Annotated in this window: 21 protein-coding genes; 9 read left to right on the top strand and 12 right to left on the bottom strand. The window is 45.5% G+C overall.

Features of this window, described 5'->3' with window-relative positions:
* Positions 1–62 precede the first annotated feature (62 nt).
* On the top strand, positions 63–725 hold the full coding sequence (locus tag B0187_RS05140) for an NAD(P)H-dependent oxidoreductase (protein ID WP_078236793.1): 663 nt from the start codon (positions 63–65) through the stop codon (positions 723–725).
* A 57-nt stretch (positions 726–782) separates the two neighbouring features.
* Here the strand turns inward: B0187_RS05140 and B0187_RS05135 are convergent, their stop codons facing one another.
* From B0187_RS05135 to B0187_RS05110, 6 genes are all read right to left on the bottom strand, one after another.
* Positions 783–1,820 (bottom strand): peptide ABC transporter ATP-binding protein, encoded by a 1,038-nt coding sequence (locus B0187_RS05135; protein ID WP_078236792.1) that lies wholly within the window; start codon positions 1,818–1,820, stop codon positions 783–785.
* Positions 1,821–1,856: 36 nt separating this feature from the next.
* The gene (trpA, locus tag B0187_RS05130) at positions 1,857–2,666 is read right to left on the bottom strand and encodes a tryptophan synthase subunit alpha (protein ID WP_078236791.1); all 810 of its coding nucleotides are present in this window, start codon (positions 2,664–2,666) and stop codon (positions 1,857–1,859) included.
* Positions 2,666–3,856 carry a tryptophan synthase subunit beta gene (gene trpB, locus B0187_RS05125; protein WP_078236790.1) on the bottom strand — a complete coding sequence of 397 codons (1,191 nt, stop codon included), beginning with the start codon at positions 3,854–3,856 and terminating at the stop codon, positions 2,666–2,668. The genes trpA and trpB overlap by 1 nt, the downstream gene beginning before the upstream one ends.
* A gap of 124 nt (positions 3,857–3,980) precedes the next feature.
* Positions 3,981–4,730, bottom strand: coding sequence for an SDR family oxidoreductase (locus tag B0187_RS05120; RefSeq protein ID WP_078236789.1), 750 nt, complete (start codon positions 4,728–4,730; stop codon positions 3,981–3,983).
* Positions 4,731–4,823: 93 nt separating this feature from the next.
* Positions 4,824–5,624, bottom strand: a complete 801-nt coding sequence (locus B0187_RS05115; protein WP_078236788.1) for a sulfite exporter TauE/SafE family protein — start codon at positions 5,622–5,624, stop codon at positions 4,824–4,826.
* A 222-nt stretch (positions 5,625–5,846) separates the two neighbouring features.
* The gene (locus tag B0187_RS05110; RefSeq protein ID WP_078236787.1) at positions 5,847–6,923 is read right to left on the bottom strand and encodes a porin; all 1,077 of its coding nucleotides are present in this window, start codon (positions 6,921–6,923) and stop codon (positions 5,847–5,849) included.
* A 459-nt stretch (positions 6,924–7,382) separates the two neighbouring features.
* Here B0187_RS05110 and priC point away from each other — a divergent pair, with 459 nt between their 5' ends.
* On the top strand, positions 7,383–7,892 hold the full coding sequence (gene priC / locus B0187_RS05105; RefSeq protein WP_078236998.1) for a primosomal replication protein PriC: 510 nt from the start codon (positions 7,383–7,385) through the stop codon (positions 7,890–7,892).
* 32 nt (positions 7,893–7,924) lie between these two features.
* Here priC and galU read toward each other — a convergent pair whose 3' ends face one another.
* From galU to B0187_RS05080, 5 genes are all read right to left on the bottom strand, one after another.
* On the bottom strand, positions 7,925–8,812 hold the full coding sequence (gene galU, locus B0187_RS05100) for a UTP--glucose-1-phosphate uridylyltransferase GalU (protein ID WP_078236786.1): 888 nt from the start codon (positions 8,810–8,812) through the stop codon (positions 7,925–7,927).
* Between the two features lie 75 nt (positions 8,813–8,887).
* The gene (locus tag B0187_RS05095; protein WP_078236785.1) at positions 8,888–10,246 is read right to left on the bottom strand and encodes a phosphohexomutase domain-containing protein; all 1,359 of its coding nucleotides are present in this window, start codon (positions 10,244–10,246) and stop codon (positions 8,888–8,890) included.
* A gap of 18 nt (positions 10,247–10,264) precedes the next feature.
* A complete protein-coding gene (gene csrA / locus B0187_RS05090) occupies positions 10,265–10,456 on the bottom strand; it encodes a carbon storage regulator CsrA (protein WP_078236784.1) in 192 nt (63 codons plus the stop codon).
* A gap of 84 nt (positions 10,457–10,540) precedes the next feature.
* Entirely contained in the window at positions 10,541–13,165 is a 2,625-nt protein-coding gene (gene alaS / locus B0187_RS05085; RefSeq protein ID WP_078236783.1) for an alanine--tRNA ligase, read from the bottom strand.
* A 232-nt stretch (positions 13,166–13,397) separates the two neighbouring features.
* The gene (locus tag B0187_RS05080) at positions 13,398–13,823 is read right to left on the bottom strand and encodes a universal stress protein (RefSeq protein ID WP_078236782.1); all 426 of its coding nucleotides are present in this window, start codon (positions 13,821–13,823) and stop codon (positions 13,398–13,400) included.
* Positions 13,824–14,208: 385 nt separating this feature from the next.
* Between B0187_RS05080 and B0187_RS05075 the strand changes: the two genes are divergently transcribed.
* The 4 genes from B0187_RS05075 (at position 14,209) to B0187_RS05060 (ending at position 18,757) form a co-directional block, all read left to right on the top strand.
* Complete coding sequence (locus tag B0187_RS05075) at positions 14,209–15,819, top strand: L-lactate permease (RefSeq protein ID WP_078236781.1); 1,611 nt, start codon at positions 14,209–14,211, stop codon at positions 15,817–15,819.
* An 88-nt stretch (positions 15,820–15,907) separates the two neighbouring features.
* Positions 15,908–16,639, top strand: coding sequence for a (Fe-S)-binding protein (locus B0187_RS05070; protein ID WP_078236997.1), 732 nt, complete (start codon positions 15,908–15,910; stop codon positions 16,637–16,639).
* 1 nt (position 16,640) lies between these two features.
* Complete coding sequence (locus tag B0187_RS05065; RefSeq protein WP_078236780.1) at positions 16,641–18,053, top strand: LutB/LldF family L-lactate oxidation iron-sulfur protein; 1,413 nt, start codon at positions 16,641–16,643, stop codon at positions 18,051–18,053.
* Between the two features lie 2 nt (positions 18,054–18,055).
* Positions 18,056–18,757, top strand: a complete 702-nt coding sequence (locus B0187_RS05060; protein WP_078236996.1) for a LutC/YkgG family protein — start codon at positions 18,056–18,058, stop codon at positions 18,755–18,757.
* A 401-nt stretch (positions 18,758–19,158) separates the two neighbouring features.
* Here the strand turns inward: B0187_RS05060 and fdhD are convergent, their stop codons facing one another.
* Complete coding sequence (fdhD, locus tag B0187_RS05055) at positions 19,159–19,968, bottom strand: formate dehydrogenase accessory sulfurtransferase FdhD (RefSeq protein WP_078236779.1); 810 nt, start codon at positions 19,966–19,968, stop codon at positions 19,159–19,161.
* Between the two features lie 210 nt (positions 19,969–20,178).
* Between fdhD and fdnG the strand changes: the two genes are divergently transcribed.
* Genes fdnG through B0187_RS05035 form a run of 3 tightly spaced genes read left to right on the top strand, consistent with a single transcriptional unit; the run spans position 20,179 to position 24,809 of the window.
* Positions 20,179–23,232 (top strand): formate dehydrogenase-N subunit alpha, encoded by a 3,054-nt coding sequence (fdnG, locus tag B0187_RS05045; RefSeq protein WP_143413762.1) that lies wholly within the window; start codon positions 20,179–20,181, stop codon positions 23,230–23,232.
* Between the two features lies 1 nt (position 23,233).
* A complete protein-coding gene (gene fdxH, locus B0187_RS05040) occupies positions 23,234–24,139 on the top strand; it encodes a formate dehydrogenase subunit beta (RefSeq protein WP_078236776.1) in 906 nt (301 codons plus the stop codon).
* The gene (locus B0187_RS05035; RefSeq protein WP_078236775.1) at positions 24,132–24,809 is read left to right on the top strand and encodes a formate dehydrogenase subunit gamma; all 678 of its coding nucleotides are present in this window, start codon (positions 24,132–24,134) and stop codon (positions 24,807–24,809) included. Before fdxH ends, B0187_RS05035 begins: the two co-directional genes overlap by 8 nt.
* Positions 24,810–24,871 lie beyond the last annotated feature (62 nt).

Raw genomic sequence — 24,871 nt, 5'->3', positions numbered from 1 at the left:
CGAGCAAAATCCCCAAAGATTTCGTATAATTCCCCCAATTTTTTAACCTTTGAGGAAAGACGATGTTTAACATTCAAAAACAACAGGTGCTTGATGCGTTTCAGTTTCGTTCGGCTTGTCGAGCTTATGATCCTGCCAAGAAAATTAGCGAGGAAGATTTTGCTTATATTTTGGAATTGGCACGGTTGTCGCCGAGTTCGGTGGGGTCTGAACCGTGGAAATTCTTGATTGTGCAAAATCCTGAACTTCGCCAAAAATTAAAGCCCGTGAGTTGGGGAATGGCGACACAGGTGGACGATTGCAGTCATTTGGTGGTGATTTTAGCGAAGAAAAACGCTCGCTACGATTCCGATTATTTCCGCAAGGTATTGGAACGCCGTGGGTTGAGTGAGGAACAGATCGCTCAGGGAATGGCGAAATATAAATCGTTCCAAACGGAAGATGCTCACATCGCCGACAATGAACGCACCCTTTTCGATTGGGCGTGCAAGCAAACTTACATCGCCCTCGGCAATATGATGAGCGGGGCGGCGTTGATTGGGATCGATTCTTGCCAGATTGAGGGTTTTAGCTACGATGCGGTAAATCAGATTTTAGTTGAAGAAGGCTTGGTCGATCCGAACGATTACGGTGTGTCTTGTATGGTTACATTCGGCTACCGAGCCAAAGAGATTAAGCGAAAAAGCCGTAAAGCGATGGACGAAATCGTGCAGTGGGTGAAATAATTCCCTCACTAAGACAAGCGGTCAGATCGTGAAATTTTTCAGGATCTGACCGCTTATTTATTCGTGGCTTTCGCCTACCACCACAGGTTCAAATTCATTCTTTTTGAGGAAATTTTGCTCGCGAAAATTGATCGGAAAATGGCAAGCAAATTCTCGCTGTTTGAATTTGCGTAACGGGGGTTTTTGCACGCATTTTTTTTGAGCGAAAGGGCAACGTGGACCTAGCCGACAGCCGATGGGCATATCTTTCAACATCGGCACAGTGCCTTTTAAGGTGTTGAGCGGGCTTTTGAACGCAATCGGCTGCGAGAAATCTGGCACGCTATGCAATAGCACCGAAGTGTAAGGGTGGAACGGTTTTTCAAGAATGGTCGATTTATCGGCGATTTCCACCGTTTGACCGCAATAAAGCACGTTGTAGGAATCCACCCACGCCTCAATACTTCGCATATCGTTGCTGACCAGCAAAATGGACGTGCCGAGGTTTTTATTCATACTGGATAGCAAACGGTAAATTTGCAGTTGGGTGGTGGCTTCCATTGTGTTGGTCGGCTCGTCCGCCACCAGCAAGCGAGGCTGATTCGCCACCGCCATTGCGATCATCACTTTTTGGGCTTCGCCCTCGGTAATATCGCTCGGGTAGCTTTGCATAATGTCTTGGTGGTCGCGAATCCCCACGCGGTGCAGCAGCTCAATCGCCCGTTTTTTCTTCCAGCCGAACCATTGCCACCATTTTCCCTTAAAACGGATCGCTTGCGTGAGCTGTTTGCCGATGGTTTGGCTTGGGTTTAGGCTCGCCAAGGCTTCTTGGAAGATCATTGCGATCTGATCCCCCACTACTTTTCGCCGTTGATAGGGGGAAAGTTTCAGCAGTTCCACATCGTTAAAGCGAAAGCGGTCGGCGGTAACGATCCATTCGTCTTTCAGCACCCCGCAAATCACTTTGGCGATCAAGCTCTTGCCCGACCCCGACTCGCCCACTAGCCCACAAATTTCCCCCTCATCAAGGGTTAAATTGATATTGTCCACCATTTTGATCCGCCCCTCGGGCGAATCAATTTCAATGCTTAAATGGCGAATATCTAACAATGGCATAATAGTTCCTAACTCAATTTATTTTGACGAGAGGAATTATAACACGGTGGCATTTTTCATCGCTCGCACAAAATCGCCCAGATCTTGCACCAATTTGGCTTGGTTGTCCAAATTGCGTTCGATGATTTTGACGATTGCCGAGCCTGAAATCGCCCCGTCCGCCCCGAGTTTGAGAGCATCTTTCACTTGTTGCGGTTGGGCGATGCCGAACCCTTGCAAAATTGGGGCGGCATTGGCTTGTTTCAGGCGTTCCACCAAATTATCAAGGTTTTTCGCATTTTGCTGATTTTCGGCACTAGTTACCCCCGAACGAGAAACGAGGTAAGTGTAGCCCTCGGTCAATTCGGCGATCCGCTCAATGGTGGCTTGATCCGCATTCGGCGGACAAATAAACACAGGCTGAATGCCCTGCTGTTTAGCATCGTGGATAAATTCTTCCGCCGCCAACACTGGCAAATCGGCAATCAATACTGCGTCCACACCAACCTGCTTACAACGCTCGAAAAATTGAGTTTGGCTCGGCACAAATACGAGGTTGGCACAGAGCAACAAGCCGATTGGGATTTCTGGATATTTGGCTCGCACTTTGGCGATTAGCTCAAAACAGGCGGCAGTGCTGTAACCTGCGTCTAACGCACGTTTGTTAGCGGCTTGGATCACTTCGCCGTCTAACAAAGGATCGGAAAACGGAAAGCCGAGTTCCAAAGCGTCCGCCCCGTTGGCGATCAAGGTTTCGATGATTTCAAAGGAACGATCAAAATCGGGATCGCACAGGGTTACAAACGGCACGAACGCCCCTTGATTTTGGGCTTTTAATTGTTGGAAAAGACGGTCAAAACGGCTCATTATGCACCCCCATTTAAAATTTTATCGACAGTAAAAATATCTTTATCGCCACGCCCCGAGAGGTTTACCACCAGCAACTGCTCTTTGTCTGGATTTTGGGCGATCAATTTCAACGCATAGGCAAGGGCGTGCGAAGATTCTAACGCAGGAATGATCCCCTCATTGCGTGCGAGGGCTTGGAAAGCGTCCAACGCCTCTTGGTCGGTAATCGAGACATATTCCGCCCGACCAATCGCATTGAGATGAGCGTGTTGCGGCCCGACTGACGGGAAATCCAACCCTGCGGAAATTGAGTAGGATTCCTCAATTTGACCGTCTGCGGTTTGCATAATCGGCGATTTCATTCCGAAGTAGATCCCCGTTGTGCCGTGTTTGAGTGGCGCACCGTGTTCGCCCGTTTCAATCCCCTTGCCTGCTGGCTCAACCCCGATCAAGCGGACAGATTTTTCCTCAATAAAATCGGCAAACATTCCAATCGCATTCGAGCCACCGCCTACGCAGGCGATCACCGCATCGGGCAAACGCCCCTCACGCTCTTGCACTTGGCGTTTGGTTTCCTCGCCGATCATTTTTTGGAATTCTCGCACAATGGTCGGCACAGGGTGCGGCCCTGCCGCCGTGCCGATCAGATAGTGGGTGGTTTCGTAATTCGCCGCCCAATCACGCATCGCCTCGCAACAGGCATCTTTCAGTGAGCAAGAACCTTTCTCAACTGGCACAACTTCCGCCCCCATTAGCTTCATTCGGAACACATTCGGCGACTGGCGTTCCACATCTTTCGCTCCCATATAAATGCGGCACGGAATCCCCAACATCGCACAGGCTAACGCCGTTGCTACACCGTGCTGCCCAGCCCCTGTTTCGGCAATAATGCGAGTTTTGCCCATTCGCTTGGCGAGCAACACCTGCCCTAGCACTTGGTTGGTTTTATGCGCCCCACCGTGCAACAGATCTTCACGTTTGAGGTAGAGCTTGGTTTTCGTCCCTTTGGTCAGATTTTGGCAGAGGGTCAAAGCCGTTGGGCGACCTGCGTAATTTTTCAGCAAATCGGCAAATTCCGCTTGGAATTGCGGATCTTGACGAGCGCCCACAAACGCCTGTTCCAGCTCTTTCAAAACAGGCACGAGAATTTCGGGAACATACATACCCCCAAATTCCCCGAAGTAAGGGTTAAGAAGTGTGGCTGACATAATTGAATTTCCTTTATTTAAATTTTTCTTATGATATGAATTTGGGTAAATCTTACCGCTTGTTTGAGGGACACGAGCATCGTGTCCCTACGTAGGGACGCCACGCTGGCGTCCTTTTTGTTTGTTATCCCCGATTTACCGCCAACGGTGAAAAACTCTGAGCGGTTGGCATTACTTCAATACGGTTGATATTTACGTGCGGTGGCTGTTGGTTGAGCCATAGCACGATGTTGGCGATGTCTTCTGGGGTAACATATTGCACGTTTTCGTAAACTTTGGCGGCTTTGGCGTCATCGCCTTTGAAGCGGACGTTAGAAAATTCCGTGCCACCACATAAACCTGGTTCAACGTTGCTCACTCGCACCGCCGTGCCTGCTAAATCGGCACGCAGGTTAAGGCTGAATTGTTTCACGAAAGCCTTGGTGCCGCCGTAAACGTTGCCACCAGGGTAGGGATAGTTGCCTGCGATTGAACCTAGGTTGATGATATGCCCCTCGTTGCGAGCCACCATTTCAGGCAAAATCAAACGAGTAACGGTTACTAAGCCTTTGATGTTGGTGTCGATCATCTGATACCAATCCTGCAAATTGGCTTGGTGGGCTGGCTCTAAGCCCAAGGCAAGCCCTGCATTATTTACCAACAAATCGACCGCTTGCCAACCTGCTGGGCGGTTGTTGAGGGCGGTTTCGGTGGCTTTTTCATCGCTCACATCAAAAACAAGCGGTAGGAAATTGTCGCCGAGTTCAGTTTTTAACGCCGCTAAACGCTCGGCTCGTCTGCCCGTGCCGATCACTTTGTAACCTGATTTAATCAATAATTTGCAAATGGCTAACCCAAATCCTGCGGTTGCCCCTGTTACTAATGCGGTTTTCATTGTGCTGTTCCTCTCTAAAAATGTACTATTAAAGTAGTACAAAATTCACTGATATGCAAGTAAAAAATAAGGGCTTTTTTGCCCTTATGTTGATTAAGCGAAAATCGCTTTGTAGCCCACGGTAAGCATTAACAACACCACCGTAATCACTAACACTTTTTTAATCACTTCGCCGTTGCTGTTAATGGCGTGTTGGCTGCCGATGTGGTTGCCGAGCAAGCTGGCGATAATCATTGGAATCCCAATTACAAACGCCATTTGCCCTGCGAGCATAAAGGAAACGAACGCACCGATATTTGAGGCAAAATTGAAGATTTTTGAGGTGGCAGAGGCTTGCAGTAGGCTTAATTTATTGATTAAAAACAGGGCGATGATGAAAATACTGCCTGTCCCTGGTCCGAAAAAGCCATCGTAAAAGCCGACAATCAAGCAAGTGAAAAAGACTGCCACTGCGGATTTTTTGATTTCAACCGCTTCATCTTGCTGTTTCATCAATTTGCCTTTGAATAAGGTTGCCGACAAACCAAGCGGTAGGAAAGCGAAAATCACATAATTGATCACGTGGGTTGGCAACATCAAAATCACTTCCGCCCCAATGTAAGCCCCGAGCAGAGCGGACGCAATCCCCACTGGCACAATCGCCCAAATAATCGAGCTACTTTTCATAAAGTTTTTGATCGCCGCAATAGTGCCAATCGTACTCACCAATTTTTCCTGCCCCAAGGCAAGTTGTGGCGGTAAACCGACTGCTAAAAAAGAAGGGATCAAAATCAGCCCTGCCCCACCTGCGATAGAATCAATGTAACCCGCCACGAAAGAGGCGATCACGAGAAGAGCCAATCCGAGATAAAAATATTCAGCAATGATGCTGTTTGCGGTAAAGAGATTTTCCATTTTACTTTCCTTTTGTTAAAAAAATGATAATGAAATTTCCCACAAAATTTTTAGGCTGTAAAGTGAAAAGTTTTCAATTATTTTAGAAAAATTTTCATCTCAGCAAGCGGTGCGATATTGAAAAATTTCACCCTATCCCACCGCTTGCAAGACAATAAAAAAACCAACAACCGAAGTTGTTGGTTTCTTGATACGAATTTTAACTTAATTCGTTAGGGTTGATTACCAGAATACGCGTAAACCTACACCTACGCTACGATCTGTTGCACGAGATGTGCTGTTGTCGTTATAAGTGTATTTGATTTTTTCCACTTTACCTTCCACGAACGCTTTAACTTGTTTGTGGAATTGATATTCTGCACCTAACATAAATTTGTTAGCACGGTTCTCTTTTGATGTGATAGCATTACCAGCTGCATCTTTCTTATCACCAGCGTTATTTTTGCCTACTAAGAACAAGTAGTTACCATATACCGCTGCTTGTGGGGTTACTTTATATTTCGCACCCACTTGGAAACCGTGTTCACGACCACGTTTTGCATCACCGTTTTTGGTTGATTCGTAGCCATAGTCAGCGGCTAAGGTTAAATCATTGATAGTGTAGCTTGCACCAGCCATTGCTGCATCACGGTAGTGTTTTTTGTTAGTGCCAGTTGCGAAACTATCACGAGTATAACCCGCTGCAACGCTTGCTGATTGACCTTCGCCAACACCAAACTCATAGATTGCACCAGCACCGTAACCTGCTTTTAACTTACCATCTACAACTTCACCGTCTTTACGATCTTCTGCAAAACGGTAATCTACACCCACTTGTAAACCTTCAACACCTTTGTAGTCATAGCGGATTACTGATTTGCCATCGGTTGTTAATGGGGTTTTAGTTACACAGTAGGTATTATCGAAACCTGCACGTGCGATGTCATCGCCGATAGTTACTTGACGACCGAAAGTTACTTCGCCGTATTGTTTGCTACCTAAACCTACATAAGCACGGTGAGCGTAGAGGCTTCCAAATTCATCGCTTCCTTTTTTATCAGAAGCACCATTGAAACGAAGTTCTAAACGACCAAGTGCAAAGAAATCTTCCGCGATATCGTGTTTCACACGCACGCCAAAACGTGAACCGTCATTTTTTAAATTTGAGTGAGCACGCTGACCCTCTGGTTTAGAGTTGTCTAATAACAAACGTAAAGAACCGTCAAATTGAACGTTTGTGCCATCTTTTTCATACACAGTTAAAGCTGATGCTGACGCTGCGAATGCGGTTACTGCTAATGCAACAAGAGTTTTTTTCATAATGTTCACCTTAGTTTAATTTTAGTTTAGTTAAAAATTACCCTCGTTAAGGTGTAAGAGTAATTCCCGATCAAGAACACGCGAGGTGTCATCTGATTGCGGGTGGCATAATGCCAACTTCGTTATTTTGTGTCAAGAGTTTACATAAGCATTGCAACAATCAAAATTTTCCCTTTAAAAACAACAAGTTAAACAAATCCCGTTTTAATGCCACTTCGTTTTCATTTCTTTTTTGATTTTTTTACGCCAAATTAAACTTTTGCAACCTATTGATTTTTAACGATTTTACCATTAGTTATTGATGTAAACTAAAAATGCAAAAAAGTTCAAAATTTTTGTGATCTTGCTCACATTTTTACAAATAAATTAAATCAATGTCTATTTTTTAGGCTTTGTTTGGTTTTTTCGGGCAAATTTTCTATAATTGCGGTCGCCTTTACGCCAATTTTTACAGCCCAAATGGAACCATTTTTACAACAAATTGAACAACAACTCGCTCAATTTTCCCCTTTTTTAACCCAACAAGCGGTGGTTTTCGGCAAAATTTTTAGTCAAGAAGAAAACAAAGTGAGCTTTTTTGTGGAAGAAATTCGTCAAACAGCTCAACAATTACGCCAACAGCAAAACGTGGATTACGCCCAATTTTATGCTGATCGGTTATTAAAACAGTTTGACGCATTAAAAAAAGCGATAAGCCGTTTAGAAAAAAAGCACACCGAACGTCCAAATTTTCATTCATCTTACCGCTTTCCTCGCAATGTCCATTCGCTACCCAAAGAAAAACGCTTGGTGGAATATCGAAAAGCCCTGCGAGCCTTAAATGAAAAACTTGGCTGGCTGAGTGAGGCAATTTATGGGGAACAACAGGAAGAACAACGGGCGTTATTGCAAGCCCAGTTAGCGGAAACGGAATTTCGCAAACAACGTTGTTTGGTGGCAATTGATGAATTGGAAGATCCGAAAAGATAAAAAAGACGCAAAAAATTGCGTCTTTCTGAATATTAGAGGGTTTTAGCGAGTTTTTTGAGGTAAGATTTGAACTGTTCGCCAAATTTTTCGTGGTTCAAGCTATATTCCACAAAGGCTTCCATATAGCCAAGTTTGTCGCCGCAGTCGAAGGTTTCGCCCGTCATATTAAAGGCTTCCACCGTTTCTTGGGCGATCAGCATATCAATCGCATCGGTTAATTGGATTTCATCGCCCACGCCGATTGGGGTCTTTTCTAATAAATCCCAAATTGCTGCCGAGAACACATAACGCCCAACCACCGCAAGGTTTGACGGGGCTTCTTCTACGCTTGGTTTTTCCACCATTTTCACGATTTTCGCCGTTTGACCCGCTGGGATTTCCGCCCCTGCACAGTCGGCAACACCGTAGCTACTCACATCCTCTTTCGGCACTGGGGCAACCATAATTTGGCTGTTACCCGTTTCTTTAAAGCGTTTGATCATCGCCGCTAAGTTTTCTTTACTTTGATCGGCGGTAAAGTGAGCCAAAAGCACGTCAGGCAACACCACCGCAAAAGGCTCATTGCCTACCACGGCACGACCACATAATACCGCGTGTCCCAAACCTTTTGCTTGCCCTTGACGAACGTGCATTAGGGTTACATCTTTCGGCACGATAGAACGCACTTCTTCCAGTAATTGACGTTTTACCCGTTTTTCGAGCATTGTTTCCAATTCAAAAGAGGTATCGAAGTGGTTTTCAATGGCATTTTTGGAAGAGTGGGTAACCAGTACAATTTCTTTCACACCAGCTGCCACACATTCATTCACGATATATTGAATGAGGGGTTTATCTGCAATGGTCAGCATCTCTTTTGGAATGGCTTTGGTTGCAGGCAACATACGCGTACCAAGCCCTGCCACAGGAATAATCACTTTCATTAGAAAATCCTTATTGATAAATAGAATAAAACCGCCTGCCTTTGCAAGCGGTTAGTTTTAATGAAATTTTTACCATTACTGACGCAATAACGCCAAAATTTCATCGGTTTTTTGTTGCATTAACACTTTATCGCCACGGGTTTCGAGGTTTAAACGAACCACTGGCTCGGTATTGGAACTGCGTAAATTGAAACGCCAGTTTTCATACTCTACGCTAATGCCGTCTAGGGTATCCACCTTACCGTCTTTATAGGCTTCTTTCACACGCTCAATCGCTGCTTTCGCATCGCTTAATTTGCTGTTGATTTCACCTGGGGACGGGAATTTTTCAAGGCGTTCGCCCACTAATTCGCTTAATGTTTTACCTGTGGTGCATAACAATTCAAGGGTAAGCAACCACGGGATCATACCGCTATCACAATAGAAGAAATCACGGAAGTAGTGGTGAGCTGACATTTCGCCACCATAGATTGCATCAACCGCACGCATTTTTTCTTTAATGAAAGAATGCCCTGATTTTGACACAATCGCTTCACCACCTGCTTCTGCAACTAATTCTTGGGTGTTCCATACGAGGCGAGGATCGTAGATCACTTTCGCCCCTTTGTTTTTCTGTAAGAAAGCTTGTGAAAGCAAGCCAACTACATAGTAACCTTCGATAAAGCCCGCTTTTTCATCAAAGAGGAAACAGCGGTCGAAGTCGCCATCAAAGGCTACGCCCATATCTGCTTTATTTGCCAACACTGCATCAATTGAGTCTTGGCGGTTTTCGTGCAGAATTGGGTTAGGGATACCATTCGGGAAATTACCATCTGGGTTATTATGCACTTTGATAAACTCGACCGGCACTTGACGTGCTTTAAATTGTGCTTCAATCGCATCAATAATATGCCCAGCCGTACCATTACCTGAGTTAATGACCAATTTTTTCGGGGTCAATTTTGATAAATCAATGTAAGACAACAAATGCTCAACATAATCGCCTTGCACGCTTTTTTGCGTATAAGTACCACGTTTAGTTACCGCAGGGAAATTGTTTTCCTCGGCTAAACGTTGGATGTCAGCAAGACCAGTATCTGCACTAATTGGACGAGAACCTTCACGCACCAATTTCATACCATTGTAATCCATTGGGTTGTGGCTTGCGGTAACTTGAATACCACCGTCTGTTTTAAGGAAAGAAGTCGCAAAATAAACTTCTTCCGTTCCTGTTAGACCGAGATCGATCACGTCCACGCCTGAATCGAGAAGCCCGTTTGTTACCGCACTTTTCAATTCATTACTGGTTAAACGCACATCGCCACCGACCACAATGCTTTTAGGCTGTAAAAATTGCCCAAATGCACGTCCAATTCGGTATGCAATATCGACATTGAGTTCTGTGCCTAATTGTCCACGAATGTCATAGGCCTTAAAGCAGGTTAATGTACTCATAATATTTCCTTTTATGACTTATTGCTCAATTTGCTGATGCTGTTCACCTAACGCTTTGATACGCTGATAAATCTCTTCTCGATGCACCGAAACGTCCTTCGGTGCTTTAACACCTAATTTGACCTGACCACCTCGAATGTTGAGGACAGTGATTTCCACATCATCACCGACCAGCAAGCTCTCCCCAATTTTTCTTGTTAGAATAAGCATTTAGCCTCCTTTAAAAAGCAATTATTAGGATTCATAAATCCTAATAAGTAAGGCAAAATCATTTTGCCTTACTGCTTGTTATTATTAGAGTTTTGCTTGAATCCATTCTTGTGCAAATTGTAATGCGGTTTCAAGGTTTTGAGGCTCTGAACCACCAGCCATTGCCATATCGGCACGACCGCCACCTTTTCCACCTACTTTTTGTGCCATAGCACCTACGAGTTCACCCGCATTGATTTTCGTTGTAAGCGTTTGGGTAACACCAACGATCAGATTCACTTTATCTTCCGCCGTTGCCCCAAAGACAATCACCGCCTCGCCAAGTTGATTTTTGAGATCATCAACCATTGTGCGTAAGGCTTTTGGCTCAACGCCCTCTAACTTCTGAACCACCACACTTACCCCGTTAATTTGGGTTGCTTGTTTCGCCAGTTCAGAGCCTGCTTGGCTTGCCAATTTGTCTTTTAGCTGTTGTAACTCTTTTTCAATGCGTTTGGTCTTATCTTGCAGTTGGGTAATTTTTTCAACTAAACTACCGCTATCTGCTTTCAATAACTCGGCACTTTGTTGTACAACTTGCTGTTGTTGATGTAACCAGTTAATCGCATTTTCGCCTGTTACGGCTTCCACACGACGAACCCCCGCAGCGACAGCACCTTCGGAAATAAACTTAAATAAGCCAATTTCCCCCGTTTGTTTAACGTGCGTACCGCCACAAAGTTCAATGGAAAATTCTGTCATTTCCACCACACGAACCTTATCGCCATACTTCTCGCCAAACAGTGCCATTGCACCTTTTTGTTTTGCCGTTTCTAAATCCATTACTTCGGTGGTAACCACGATATTTTCACGGATTTTACGGTTAATGATTCGCTCGATTTCTTCCAACTGAGCTTTGCTAATCGCCTCTGGTTGAGAGAAGTCGAAACGTAAACTCTGTTCAGAGACCAACGATCCTTTTTGAGCAACGTGATCGCCAAGCACTTGACGAAGAGCAGAATGTAACAAGTGCGTTGCACTATGATTTTGCGTAATGGTTTGACGGCGTTGTGCATCCACTTCGGCAAAAACTTTGTCGCCAACGTTTAGCTCGCCTGACTCTAACACACCAATATGCCCAAAGACTTGACCATATTTTTGCGTATCGTTCGTGCGGAATTTCGCTAATTCTGCGGAAATGTAACCGCTATCGCCCACTTGACCGCCTGATTCGCCGTAGAATGGCGTGCAATCAAGAATCACAACAGCACTTTCGCCAGAGTGGATACGTTCCACCGCTTTGCCATTACTAAATAATCCGACCACCGTGGCTTCAGCTTGGGTCGTTTCATACCCTTTAAATTCCGTTGAGCCTTCAACTTTAATCACATTATTGTAATCAACACCAAAGTTGCTACTTGCTTTGGCTCGCTCACGTTGAGCGGTCATTTCACGGTTAAAGCCCTCTTCATCAATCAAAATATTACGCTCACGGCACACATCAGCGGTTAAATCGAGCGGGAAACCGTAGGTATCATATAATTTAAACGCCACTTCGCCAGAAAGCTGATTATTTTCAACTTTGGCTAAGGCTTCATCAAGCAACACCAAACCACGATCAAGGGTGCGAGCAAACTGCTCTTCTTCCGCTTTGAGGGTTTTCTCAATGTGAGCTTGTTTTTGCGTTAAAACCTCGCCAGCTTGCCCCATTGCTTTGGCAAGGGTTGGCACTAATTGGTAGAAAAACGCTGATTTCGCCCCGAGCAAGTTACCGTGGCGAACCGCACGGCGAATGATTCGGCGAAGTACATAACCACGTCCTTCGTTAGATGGCACAACACCGTCTGCAATTAAGTAAGAGCAAGAACGGATGTGGTCAGCAATTACACGCAACGATTTATTATCTAAATCCGTTACGTTTAATAATTTCGCAATTTCTTTAATGAGGGTTTGGAAAATATCAATTTCGTAGTTGGAATTAACGTGTTGCAACACGGCACTGATACGCTCTAAGCCCATTCCCGTATCCACGGACGGCTTCGGCAATTTTTCCATAGAACCGTCCGCTTGACGGTTAAATTGCATAAAGACGATATTCCAAATTTCGATATAACGGTCGCCGTCTTCTTCTGGCGACCCCGGTGGTCCACCCCAAATATGATCGCCGTGATCATAGAAAATTTCGGTACAAGGCCCGCAAGGTCCCGTGTCGCCCATTTGCCAGAAGTTATCTGAGGCATAAGGCACACCTTTGTTATCGCCAATGCGGATAATGCGTTCCGCTGGAATCCCGACTTCTTTATGCCAAATATCGTAGGCTTCATCATCGGTTTCATACACGGTTACCCATAATTTTTCTTTTGGTAAACCGAGCCATTCAGGTGAGGTCAGATATTCCCAACCAAATTTAATTGCATCTTGTTTGAAATAATCGCCAAAGCTGAAATTACCGAGCATTTCAAAGAAAGTATGGTGGCGAGCGGTATAACCCACATTTTCAAGGTCATTATGCTTACCGCCTGCACGCACACAACGTTGAGAACTCGTTGCTCGTGTGTAATTGCGTTTCTCTAATCCCAAAAACAGATCTTTGAACTGATTCATTCCTGCATTAGTGAATAGCAATGTTGGGTCATTCTCTGGTACTAGCGAGCTGCTTGGTACTATTGTATGCCCTTTGCTTTGGAAAAATTCCAAAAAGGATTGTCTAATTTGTGAAGTCGTTTTCATTAAACATTCTCATTCAATAGGTAAGATTTTGAAACAATACGGTTAAAATCCCTCTAACCATACATAACCTTGCTATTCTACACATAATTTGCCTTGAAATGTTAATCCCGACCACTTATTTTTAGCAAAAATCACATTTTTTACAAAAATTTTATAAAATACAACCGCTTGCAAGTCTATTCGTCCTTGAAGCGGTTGGCAAAATCCTAATGCAGTCAGTTCAATGACAAAATTAGCTGTTTTCTAACGGCACAACTAACATATCCACTGAAACGGAATTCATTAGTTGGCGAGTCGAAGACATAAACTTGCTCCAAAAATCTTGATGATGCCCTGTAATTAAGAGATCCACATCATATTTTTGCAACGCATCTTCAAGCACTTGGCTGAAATCCCCTGCCCCATTTAAGCGTTCGGAAACGGGGTAATCCACTTTGCTTGCTAAATTTTCTAAGGCTTTGGCGTTTTCTTCACCAACACTATCTTGCACAGAAGACATATTGATATCAATTAACCCCGTGTAGAGATCCGAGAAGTTTACATCCACGTGGATCAACGATAACTTCGCCCCACACTGCTCTGCCAATTTCGCCCCTTTGCGTAACAAAATGAGGCTTTCTTCGGAAAGATCTACGGCTACTAAGATATGTTTATACATCATTGCCTCCTTACAGCTGATTGACTTGATGATGTGCTTTCCAATTTTCGAGGGGAATTTTAGCATAGCTAACTTTAAGAAAATTTGAAGTAGATCGTATTTTTGAAAAATCCTTCAAAATTTCTGCACTTTTGTTGTTAAATTTTTACAAAAATTTGCGTTATCCCCCCCCTTGTAATGGCACTTCTGACCTCAAAATGCTAACAAAGTTACAAATTTGTTAAAATTGTTGATGTTTTTTTAAGCGAAAAGCAAGAAAAAGCGTGATCTACTTCATAATTTAAAACATTCGTTCTATTTTTTTAAAAAGTTCCTCTCTATAATTCGCCCCGTGACAACACGTCATACTTAAAACGTTATATTTACAAATATCAGGGAGTAGCTTATGGCTCTTTTTCTTAGTATCTTTCCGATCGTTTTACTGATCTATTTGATGGTAAAACGCAACGCACTTCCATCTTACATTGCATTGCCAATCATTGCAGCGTTAGTGTTAGTGATCCAATTATTCTATTTCGGTAGCGATTTCACCCTTGTGGCAGCGAACGTGGTTTCAAGCCTTGGTGATGTTTTAACGCCGATTACCGTTATCTTTGGGGCGATTTTATTTAACCGCTTCTCAGAAGTTTCAGGTGCAACCGATGTATTACGCAAATGGTTGGGCAACATCAACCCGAACCCAGTCGCACAGTTAATGATTATCGGTTGGGCATTCGCCTTTATGATTGAAGGTGCGAGTGGTTTCGGTACGCCAGCGGCAATCGCCGCCCCTATCCTTGTGGGTTTAGGCTTTAAACCATTACAAGTCGCAATGCTTGCGTTGGTAATGAACTCTGTGCCAGTTTCATTTGGTGCGGTAGGTACGCCAACGTGGTTCGGTTTCGGTGGCTTATTAAAAGACGGCTTAATCAGCGATGATCAAATTCTTCAAGTGGGGCAAATCACCGCGTTAATTCACTCATTAGCGGCAATCGTGATCCCTGTAATGGCGTTACGCTTAATCGTGTCTGGTAAAGAAATCCGCGACAACATCGTGTTTATCTTCATCAGTATCTTCGCTTGCGTTGTGCCTTACTTCATCATTGCACAATTCAACTATGAATTCCCTTCATTAGTCGCGGGTGCAATCGGCTTATTGATTTCTGTATTCGTGGCGAACAAAGGTATCGGTCTTGCCAAAGTGGAAAATACCCTTGAAGGTAAAGATAGCGTAACCACCGCACAAGTGGCAAAAGCGTTGTTCCCAACGGCATTATTAGTAGGTATCTTAATCATCACCCGTATCAAACAGCTTCCACTCAAAGCAATGTTGAACGATGCAACCGCTTGGATTTCAAGCTCACTCGGTTCATTCGGTAACTTTGAGATCAGTAACGGTTTGATTTTCAGCCTCAAAAACATCTTCGGCACGACAGTAGGCACAAGTTATAAATTACTCTATGTGCCTGCGTTAATCCCATTCGTAGTAGCAGTGTTGATCTCAATCCCTGTGTTTGCCGTATCAGGTAGCAAAGTGAAAGATATTTTTGCGACCTCTGCCAAACAAGTGCAAAAACCATTTATCGCCCTTGTTGGTGCGTTAATTATGGTGAGCTTGATGAAGATCGGCGGCGATAACTCAATGGTGAAAATCATCGGTACGAGCTTCGCCCAAGCGACTGGCGAATACTGGACAGTCTTCTCATCATTCCTCGGTGCAGTGGGTGCGTTCTTCTCGGGTTCTAACACCGTATCGAACTTAACCTTCGGTAGCGTACAGTTAGCCACCGCCCAAGCGACCGGCATTTCAAGCACCTTAATCCTCGCAACTCAATCTGTGGGTGGTGCAATGGGTAATATGGTGTGTATCAACAACATCGTAGCGGTATGTTCTGTATTAGGTATCGTGAACGCAGAGGGTACAATCATCAAGAAAACTGTCGTACCAATGGTGGTCTATGGTATCATTACCGCCGTGGCAGCACTCTTTATCGTGCCAATTTTCTATACCCTGTAAGCGGTATGATTAAATGAAATTTTTACGCCCAGCTTCACGTTGGGCGTTTTCCGATCTTTCTTTATTCTTTTATTTGTTGGAGTTTCCTATGAACGTCAATTTTTACGTTACCTGCATCGCAGACGTAATGAAAGCAGGGGTGGCAAAAAACACCGTTCTCTTGCTTGAAAAATTAGGCTGTAACGTGATCTTCCTTGAAAAGCAAGGTTGTTGTGGACAACCTGCGATCAACAGTGGCTACACCAAACAAGCCTTAGAGGGAATGAAAAACCTCGTGGCAACCTTTGAAGTCAATGATTATCCTATCGTTGCCCCAGCAGGCTCTTGTGTGTATGCGATCAAAAACTACCCAGAACTGTTTGAACGTTTCGGCGAAACCGAATGGGCAAAACGCTCACAAAAAGTGGCGGATCGTTTCAAAGATTTAACCGATTTTATCGTTAATACCCTCAAAGTTACCAACGTTGGGGCGAAATTAACCGGCAAAGCGGTTTACCACCCTTCTTGCAGTCTTTTCCGCAAATTAGGCATTAAAGACGAGCCGATTACCCTACTTCAAAACGTGCAAGGCTTAGAATTATTGCCAATCCACAACCAAGAAACCTGTTGCGGATTTGGTGGTACATTCTCGGTCAAAATGGCAGAAATCTCAGGCGAAATGGTAACCGAAAAAGTGGAACACTTAACCGAAGTTACCCCTGACTACCTGATCGGAGCAGACGTAAGCTGTTTAATGAACATCGGCGGACGTTTAAGCCGTGAAGGCAATCCAGTGAAAGTAATGCACATCGCCGAAGTGTTAATGCAGGAGGGTAACTAAAATGTCTTTAAAAACCAGTAATCTTGCGTTCAAAGTTCGTGTGGATAACCAAATCCAAAACGAAATGATGCGTAAAGCGGTGGTAAAAGCCCAAGAAACTATCGGGGCAAACCGCTTGAAAATGGTCAATGAATTAGGCAACTGGGAAGAGTGGCGTGATCTTGCCAAGCAGATCCGTAACCACGTTCTCGCCAACCTTGATGCCTACCTCTATCAATTAAGCGAAAAAGTCCACCAAAACGGCGGACACGTCTATTTTGCAGAAACCGCCGAAGAAGCGACCGCTTATATCCGCAAAGTGGCACTCGAAAAACAAGCGAAAAAAATCGTAAAATCCAAATCAATGGTAACCGAAGAAATCGGCTTGAACGAAGTGCTAGAAAAAGAGGGAATGAAAGTGGTTGAAACCGATTTGGGCGAATATTTGCTACAAATCGTAGGCGACAAACCTTCTCACATCGTTGTGCCAGCGATCCACAAAGACCGCTACAAAATCCGCCAAGAATTGCACGAACAGCTCGGCTACAACGGTTCAGAAACCCCGGAGGAAATGACCGCTTTCATTCGCCAAGTGATCCGCAAAGATTTCTTGGAAGCCGATATTGGGATCAGTGGCTGTAACTTTGCCGTGGCAGAAACGGGTTCAGTCTGTCTCGTTACCAACGAAGGGAACTTACGTTTAGCCACCACCGTGCCAAAAACGCACATCGCCGTAATGGGTATGGAACGTTTAGCCCCAACTTTCCAAGAAGTTGATGTGCTTATCACAATGCTTGCCCGTAGTGCGGTGGGGGCAAAACTGACCGCTTACAACACTTGGCTGACCGGCCCTCGTCTTGACGGTGAAACAGACGGTCCAGAAGAATTCCACCTTGTGATCGTGGATAACGGTCGCTCAAAAATTTTAGAGAGCGAATTTAAAGAAGTTTTACGTTGTATCCGTTGCGGTGCGTGCTTGAACACCTGCCCTGCTTACCGTCAAATCGGCGGACACGGCTACGGCTCAATCTATCCAGGCCCAATCGGCTCGGTGATTTCGCCGTTACTCGGTGGCTACGAAGAGTTTAAAGAGTTGCCATACGCTTGCTCGCTTTGTACCGCGTGTAACTCGGTTTGCCCAGTGAAAATTCCACTCGCCCAGTTGATCCTCAAACACCGTGAGCATATCGCCCAAAGCGGAATGACCCCAGCCGCAGAACGTTTATCGATCTTCGGTTTCAACTTCGCCAACTCACACCCAACTTTATGGAAAGTGGGAATGAAAGTCGGGGCGAAAGTGGCGGCGAAATTCATCAAAAATGGCAAAGCCCCAATTCAAGTGGGTGCATTAGCAGAATGGACAAAAGCCCGCGATCTACCAACCCCAGAGGGCGAAAGTTTCCGTGAATGGTTTGAAAAAAGAGGGAAAAACTAATGTTGGATTTACAAAATCGTGAAAACTTTTTAAACAAGTTAGCCGAAAGAATGGGCAGACCTCGCCAACTCGTGCCAGAGCCGATGCCAACCTTGGTAAATAATCACCCAACCACCCGCTTGACGGATCGTAGCCAAGCCCAACTCTGCCAAGAGTTTATCGACTTCGCCAAAGTGATGTTGGTGGATGTTGCCGAAGTAAAAGAAGCCGATTTAACCGCCACAATCCTCGAATTATGCGAAAAATATGGTGGTGGTAGCGTAATCTTAAACAACGATCAACGCCTCGCGGATCTCGGCATTACCCAAGCGGTGCAAGCCAAATACAGCGACAGCTATGTGTGGGATTTCAACCAATCGGCAGAAAACTTAAACAAAGCCGCCAACGCCAATATCGGTATCGTTTACGGCGAATATGGTTTAGCAGAATCGGGCGGTATCGTACTATTTTCCGACAAGGAATTTGGTCGTTCCGTGAGCTTGCTACCTGAAAAATCCATCGTAGTATTACGCAAAAGCACCGTGTTACCACGCGTGGCACAACTGGCAAAAATCCTGCACGACAAAGCCCAAAACGGCGAAAGAATGCCCTCTTGCGTAAACATCATCTCAGGTCCAAGTGCCACCGCCGACATTGAGCTAATCAAAGTCGTCGGCGTACACGGCCCAGTAAACAAAATTTATGTCGTGATTGACGATTTGTAATTTTGTTCTAAGCTAAAAAACGGACACAAAGTGTCCGTTTTTTTATTGGCAAGGGGTGGGATTTTGGGAAATATCGTGTTTGGTAGAATAATAATCCAAAGTGAATTTTTCAACAATCCTACCCCTTGTTAGTTCCTACTTTCTTTGCTTCGCCAAAGAAAGTAGGCAAAGAAAGGCGACCCCGAGCATTTTGCTGATGTTTCGCTTGTTTCTAATTTCGGCGGTCAATTTGTAAACTCGCTTGCTTCGCAAGCTCAAACAGTACAAATTGACCTTGAAATTGACGAAACCGCTCAACGCAAAATGACGGGGGAATTTATCCGAGCAAATAACCATTCGTAGGGGCGGATTTTATATCTGCCCTCAATCCAAAGAAGTAGGATTTTAAAATTTTCAACAATCTACCCGCTTGCAACCCCATTTACCCGATGCCCCCCACTATACACCGTAGTCCGCCCTTTTCTTGTAAACGCCAGTAAACTAAATTCCAACTGTTGGGCGAGTTTGACCGCCATTTCGGTGGTGGCGGAAATAGCACAAAGCATTTCAATGCCGCAGGCGAGGCATTTTTGTACCATTTCAAAGCTGGCTCGGCTGGTAACGAACACGAAGCCGAGGGGTTGCCCTGCGTTGGCGTGCCAGCCGAGTAGTTTGTCGAGGGCAACGTGCCGCCCTACATCTTCCCGAATCGCCAATAATTTCCCCTCGGGGCTGAAAAAGGCGGCGGCGTGGCTTGCCCCTGTTTGGTGGGCGAGCTGTTGGGCTTGCTCTAATTGGGCGAGGCAGCCGTCCAAAATGGTAGGATCTACCCCTTGCAAGCGGTGGGATTTCGGTAAAATTTTGCATTGGCTGACCTGTTCCAACTGCTCGACCCCACAAATACCGCAGCCCGTCCGCCCTGCCATTGAGCGTCTTTTTTCTTTGAGGGCGACAAAGGCTCGGCTGGCGATTTCGAGTTGAATTTCAATCCCGTTCGCTTGTTTCACAATATCCAAGCCGTAAAGTTGCGAGGGGCTGTCTAAAATGCCTTCGGCGAGGGAAAATCCAAGGGCGAAATCGGCGAGATCGGTGGGGGTACACATCATCACGGTATGGGAAATGCCGTTGTAAACGAGGGCAACTGGCACTTCACAAATTAACCTTTCTTCTGCGATTTCAGCGGTAAAATTTTGGTGTAATCGTACCGCTTGCGTGGTTGTGGTGGCGTTCATCATTTTCTTTAAAAAGTAGTTTATTTTGTTAAAAATTTGTATAATACGCTCAATTTTTGGCTTATATCAAATAAACGTGAAATTTTTCGAGCCTTACCCCAAAGATTGTATGGATTTTTGCGATAAGGCGTGAATAATAACGGATCTATTTGAGGTTCGCCTTAAATTTTTGTTTTTTGTGGTAACCGCTTCGGCGGTTTAGGAGTGATTATGCAGATTTCAAGACGTAAGTTCTTTAAAATCTGTGCAGGTGGTATGGCGGGCACGTCCGCAGCGATGTTGGGCTTTGCCCCAGCAACGGCGTTGGCAGCACCTCGTTCATACAAATTGTTGCAAGCCAAAGAGACTCGCAACACCTGTACATATTGTTCCGTTGGTTGTGGTATGTTGCTGTATAGTATGGGCGACACCGCACGCAATGTGAAAAGTAAACTATTCCATATCGAGGGCGACCCTGATCACCCTGTCAATCGTGGTGCATTATGTCCGAAAGGGGCTGGTGCGTTAGACTACGTTAATAGTCCAAATCGTTTGCAATACCCAGAATTTCGTGCCGCAGGTTCGGATAAATGGGTGCGTTTAACTTGGGAAGAAACCTTTAAACGGATTGCAAAACATCTCAAAGCCGACCGTGACGCAAACTTTGTCGAAAAAAATGAGGCAGGGGTCACGGTCAATCGCTGGCTCACAACGGGAATGCTCTGTGCTTCGGCGTCTAGCAATGAAACAGGATTACTCACGCAGAAATGGGCGAGATCCTTGGGAATGCTAGCGGTCGATAACCAAGCTCGTGTTTGACACGGACCAACGGTGGCAAGTCTTGCCCCAACATTTGGTCGCGGTGCGATGACAAATCACTGGGTCGATATTAAAAATGCGAACCTTGTGGTGGTAATGGGCGGTAATGCGGCGGAAGCTCACCCTGTTGGTTTCCGTTGGGCGATTGAAGCCAAAACACGCAATAATGCGAAATTATTAGTGGTTGATCCACGTTTCCACCGTACTGCTTCGGTGGCGGACTGGTATTCGCCAATTCGTTCAGGCACGGATATTACGTTCCTTTCTGGGGTGATCCGTTACTTGCTTGAAAACGATAAAATCCAACACGAATATGTGAAAAACTACACCAACGCTTCTTTCTTAGTCGATGAGGGCTTTGGGTTTAATGATGGGTTATTCACGGGCTACGATGCGGAAAATCGCCGTTATGATAAATCGACTTGGAACTACCAATTCGATGAAAACGGCTACGCCAAACGTGATATGACATTGCAACACCCTCGTTGCGTAATTAACTTGTTGAAAGAACACGTTTCTCGCTACACGCCAGAAGTGGTTGAACAAATTTGTGGCACGAAACAGCAAGATTTCCTCTACTTCTGCGAAGAAGTGGCGAAAACAGCCGTGCCAGATAAAACGATGACCATTCTCTATGCGTTAGGCTGGACACAACACTCGGTCGGCGCACAAAACATTCGCACAATGGCAATGATTCAGCTATTGCTCGGTAATATGGGTATGGCTGGCGGTGGCGTGAATGCGTTGCGTGGACACTCAAACATTCAAGGTTTAACCGATTTAGGCTTGCTTTCTACTAGCCTACCAGGGTATTTGCGTTTGCCGTCTGAAAAAGAGGCAACTTATGAGCAATATATCCAAGCGGTTACGCCAAAAGCCACCCAACCTGACCAAGTAAACTACTGGCAAAATACGCCGAAGTTCTTCGTCAGCTTGATGAAAACCTTCTACGGCGACAAAGCCACCAAAGAGAACAACTGGGGCTTTGATTACTTGCCGAAATGGGACGGCACTTACGATGTACTAAAATTCTTCTCAATGATGGACGAGGGCAAAGTAAACGGCTATATCTGCCAAGGCTTTAACCCTGTGGCTTCGTTCCCGAATAAAAACAAAGTGGTGCGTTCATTAAGCAAGTTGAAATTCTTAATCACAATGGATCCGCTTTCAACGGAAACCGCTTCGTTCTGGCAAAATCACGGTGAGATGAACGATGTGGACACCGCATCCATTCAAACGGAAGTATTCCGCTTGCCGACTACCTGTTTTGCGGAAGAAGATGGCTCAATCGCCAACTCTGGTCGCTGGTTACAATGGCACTGGAAAGGGTCAGAAGCCCCTGCCGAAGCCTTGCCAGACGTGGAAATTCTCGCAGGAATCCGTGAAGCCTTACTCGAACTTTACGAGGAAGAAGGCGGTAAAGGACGCGAATCCTTTGAGGCAATGCAATGGCATTATCAAATTCCACACAGCCCAATGCCAGATGAACTCGCCAAAGAGAGCAACGGCTATGCGTTGGAAGATTTAACCGATGCAAGCGGTCAGATTATCGTGAAAAAAGGCGAGTTGTTATCCAGCTTCGCTCAACTGCGTGATGACGGCACAACCTCGGCAGGTTGTTGGATCTACACGGGTCAATGGACACCAAAAGGCAACCAAATGGCGAACCGTGATAATGCCGATCCGTCTGGTTTAGGGAATACCCTCGGTTGGGCGTTTGCGTGGCCGATGAACCGCCGTATTATTTACAACCGTGCCTCGGCGGACATTAACGGCAATCCGTGGGATAAAAAACGCCAGCTCGTCAAATGGAACGGTAAAAACTGGAACTATGTGGACGTTGCCGACTTCGGCATGGCACCACCAGGGGCAAACACAATGCCATTTATTATGCAAGCCGAGGGTGTTGGTCGCTTGTTTGCATTAGATAAAATGGCGGAAGGCCCATTCCCAGAGCATTATGAACCCTTTGAAACGCCACTCGGCACGAACCCACTTCACCCGAATGTAGTTTCAAACCCAGCGGCACGGGTGTTCAAATCCGATTTAGAGCAAATGGGTAAAGCGGAACAGTTCCCTTATGTCGGCACAACCTACCGCTTGACCGAGCATTTCCACTACTGGACGAAACATTCACTACTCAACGTAATTGCTCAACCAGAACAATTTGTGGAAATCGGCGAAACCCTTGCTAACGAAAAAGGGATTAAACACGGCGATCTCGTCAAAGTGAGTTCAAATCGCGGTTACATCAAAGCCGTGGCGGTTGTTACCAAACGCTTAAAAGCGTTAAAAGCGAACGGCAAAGATATTCACCACATTGGTATCCCGATTCACTGGGGCTACGAGGGCGTAGGTAAAAAAGGCTTTATTGCCAACACCCTTACCCCATTCGTGGGCGATGCCAACTCGCAAACCCCTGAATTTAAATCATTCCTCGTGAATGTTGAAAAAGTGGAGGCATAAGATGAGTGTAAATACCCAAGATATTATCAAAGCCTCTGCAACCTCAGGGCTAACCCCACCGCCACACGCCAGAGATCACAAAATCGAAGTGGCGAAGTTGATTGATGTTACCACCTGTATCGGCTGTAAGGCTTGTCAGGTGGGCTGTTCCGAATGGAATGATATTCGTGCCGAGCCTGAAAAATGTGTCGGCGTGTACGATAACCCAACGGATCTCAACGCCAAAGCATGGACGGTAATGCGTTTCAACGAAGTGGAAGAAAACGACCGCTTGGAATGGTTGATCCGCAAAGATGGCTGTATGCATTGTGCTGAACCAGGTTGTTTGAAATCTTGTCCATCACCAGGGGCGATTATTCAATACGCCAACGGGATTGTCGATTTCCAATCGGATAAATGTATCGGCTGCGGTTACTGTATCGCTGGTTGTCCGTTCAACATTCCACGAATGAATCCAGAAGATAACCGCGTTTACAAATGCACCCTTTGCGTTGATCGTGTCAATGTGGGGCAAGAGCCTGCCTGCGTGAAAACCTGCCCGACTGGGGCGATCCGCTTTGGTAGCAAAGAAGATATGTTGCACTACGGCGAACAGCGTGTGGCGGAACTCAAAACCCGTGGCTACGAAAACGCTGGCGTGTATAACCCAGAGGGCGTAGGCGGCACGCACGTGATGTATGTGTTACACCACGCTGACAAGCCAGAACTTTACTCAGGCTTGCCGAAAAATCCGCAAATCGACCCAACGGTCAAACTCTGGAAAGATGTGTTAAAACCAGTGGCTGCGGTGGCAATGGGCGGTTTAGCCCTTGCGGAAATTGCTCACTATGTGGCAATCGGGCCGAACACCGAAGAACTGGACGAACACGAAGAAGAGGAAACCCCAACAGGAGGCAACAATGGCTAATATGAAGATCAGCAATGATCACAAAATTGTGCGACACAAAACGCCAGCTCGCCTTAGCCACTGGTTTTTGGTGATTTCATTCTTCTTAACGGCGTTTACTGGGATTGCATTTTTCTTCCCTGATTTCGCGTGGCTGACCGAAATTCTCGGCACCCCGCAAATCGCCCGAGCGGTGCATCCGTTCACGGGAATTATTATGTTTATCGCCTTTATTATTCTTGCGTTAATTTACTGGCGACACAACATTCCCGAAAAGAACGACATTCGCTGGGCGAAAGGGATCGTGGAAGTATTGAAAGGAAACGAACACGCCGTTGCCGACAACGGCAAATATAATCTTGGTCAAAAAATGTTGTTCTGGACGCTGATCCTCGCAATGTTTACCTTGATTATCACGGGCGTGATTATGTGGCGACAATACTTCTCACACAATTTCCCAATCCCTGTGATTCGGATTGCGATCCTACTTCACTCAACCGCCGCTTTCTTACTCTTTACCGGCATTATGGTGCATATCTATATGGCATTCTGGGTAAAAGGCTCGATCCGAGGAATGGTCGAGGGTTGGGTAACGGTACGCTGGGCGAAAAAACACCACCCGAAATGGTATCGTGAAGAAGTGTTACCCAAACTCGAAAAAGAGTTAGCGGACAAAAACCAACACAAATAGTGTAAATCAACAAGGGACACGGTTGTGTCCCTTATTATTCTTATTTTGCCCCCTTGTATATT

Origin of the sequence: Haemophilus paracuniculus (genome assembly GCF_002015115.1) — a bacterium.
Taxonomy (GTDB): Bacteria; Pseudomonadota; Gammaproteobacteria; order Enterobacterales; family Pasteurellaceae; genus Haemophilus_E; species Haemophilus_E paracuniculus.
This window is presented reverse-complemented; position numbering and strand designations above follow the sequence as displayed.

Excerpts from the sequence above, each read along its gene's own strand:
- B0187_RS05065 (WP_078236780.1), top strand. The coding sequence starts at position 16,641 with ATGTCTTTAAAAACCAGTAATCTTGCGTTCAAAGTTCGTGTGGATAAC.
- trpA (WP_078236791.1), bottom strand. The coding sequence starts at position 2,666 with ATGAGCCGTTTTGACCGTCTTTTCCAACAATTAAAAGCCCAAAATCAA.
- alaS (WP_078236783.1), bottom strand. The coding sequence starts at position 13,165 with ATGAAAACGACTTCACAAATTAGACAATCCTTTTTGGAATTTTTCCAA.
- B0187_RS05115 (WP_078236788.1), bottom strand. The coding sequence starts at position 5,624 with ATGGAAAATCTCTTTACCGCAAACAGCATCATTGCTGAATATTTTTAT.
- priC (WP_078236998.1), top strand. The coding sequence starts at position 7,383 with ATGGAACCATTTTTACAACAAATTGAACAACAACTCGCTCAATTTTCC.
- B0187_RS05080 (WP_078236782.1), bottom strand. The coding sequence starts at position 13,823 with ATGTATAAACATATCTTAGTAGCCGTAGATCTTTCCGAAGAAAGCCTC.
- fdhD (WP_078236779.1), bottom strand. The coding sequence starts at position 19,968 with ATGAACGCCACCACAACCACGCAAGCGGTACGATTACACCAAAATTTT.
- B0187_RS05070 (WP_078236997.1), top strand. The coding sequence starts at position 15,908 with ATGAACGTCAATTTTTACGTTACCTGCATCGCAGACGTAATGAAAGCA.
- B0187_RS05120 (WP_078236789.1), bottom strand. The coding sequence starts at position 4,730 with ATGAAAACCGCATTAGTAACAGGGGCAACCGCAGGATTTGGGTTAGCC.
- trpB (WP_078236790.1), bottom strand. The coding sequence starts at position 3,856 with ATGTCAGCCACACTTCTTAACCCTTACTTCGGGGAATTTGGGGGTATG.
- B0187_RS05140 (WP_078236793.1), top strand. The coding sequence starts at position 63 with ATGTTTAACATTCAAAAACAACAGGTGCTTGATGCGTTTCAGTTTCGT.
- galU (WP_078236786.1), bottom strand. The coding sequence starts at position 8,812 with ATGAAAGTGATTATTCCTGTGGCAGGGCTTGGTACGCGTATGTTGCCT.
- csrA (WP_078236784.1), bottom strand. The coding sequence starts at position 10,456 with ATGCTTATTCTAACAAGAAAAATTGGGGAGAGCTTGCTGGTCGGTGAT.
- B0187_RS05035 (WP_078236775.1), top strand. The coding sequence starts at position 24,132 with ATGGCTAATATGAAGATCAGCAATGATCACAAAATTGTGCGACACAAA.
- B0187_RS05095 (WP_078236785.1), bottom strand. The coding sequence starts at position 10,246 with ATGAGTACATTAACCTGCTTTAAGGCCTATGACATTCGTGGACAATTA.
- B0187_RS05075 (WP_078236781.1), top strand. The coding sequence starts at position 14,209 with ATGGCTCTTTTTCTTAGTATCTTTCCGATCGTTTTACTGATCTATTTG.
- fdxH (WP_078236776.1), top strand. The coding sequence starts at position 23,234 with ATGAGTGTAAATACCCAAGATATTATCAAAGCCTCTGCAACCTCAGGG.
- B0187_RS05135 (WP_078236792.1), bottom strand. The coding sequence starts at position 1,820 with ATGCCATTGTTAGATATTCGCCATTTAAGCATTGAAATTGATTCGCCC.
- B0187_RS05110 (WP_078236787.1), bottom strand. The coding sequence starts at position 6,923 with ATGAAAAAAACTCTTGTTGCATTAGCAGTAACCGCATTCGCAGCGTCA.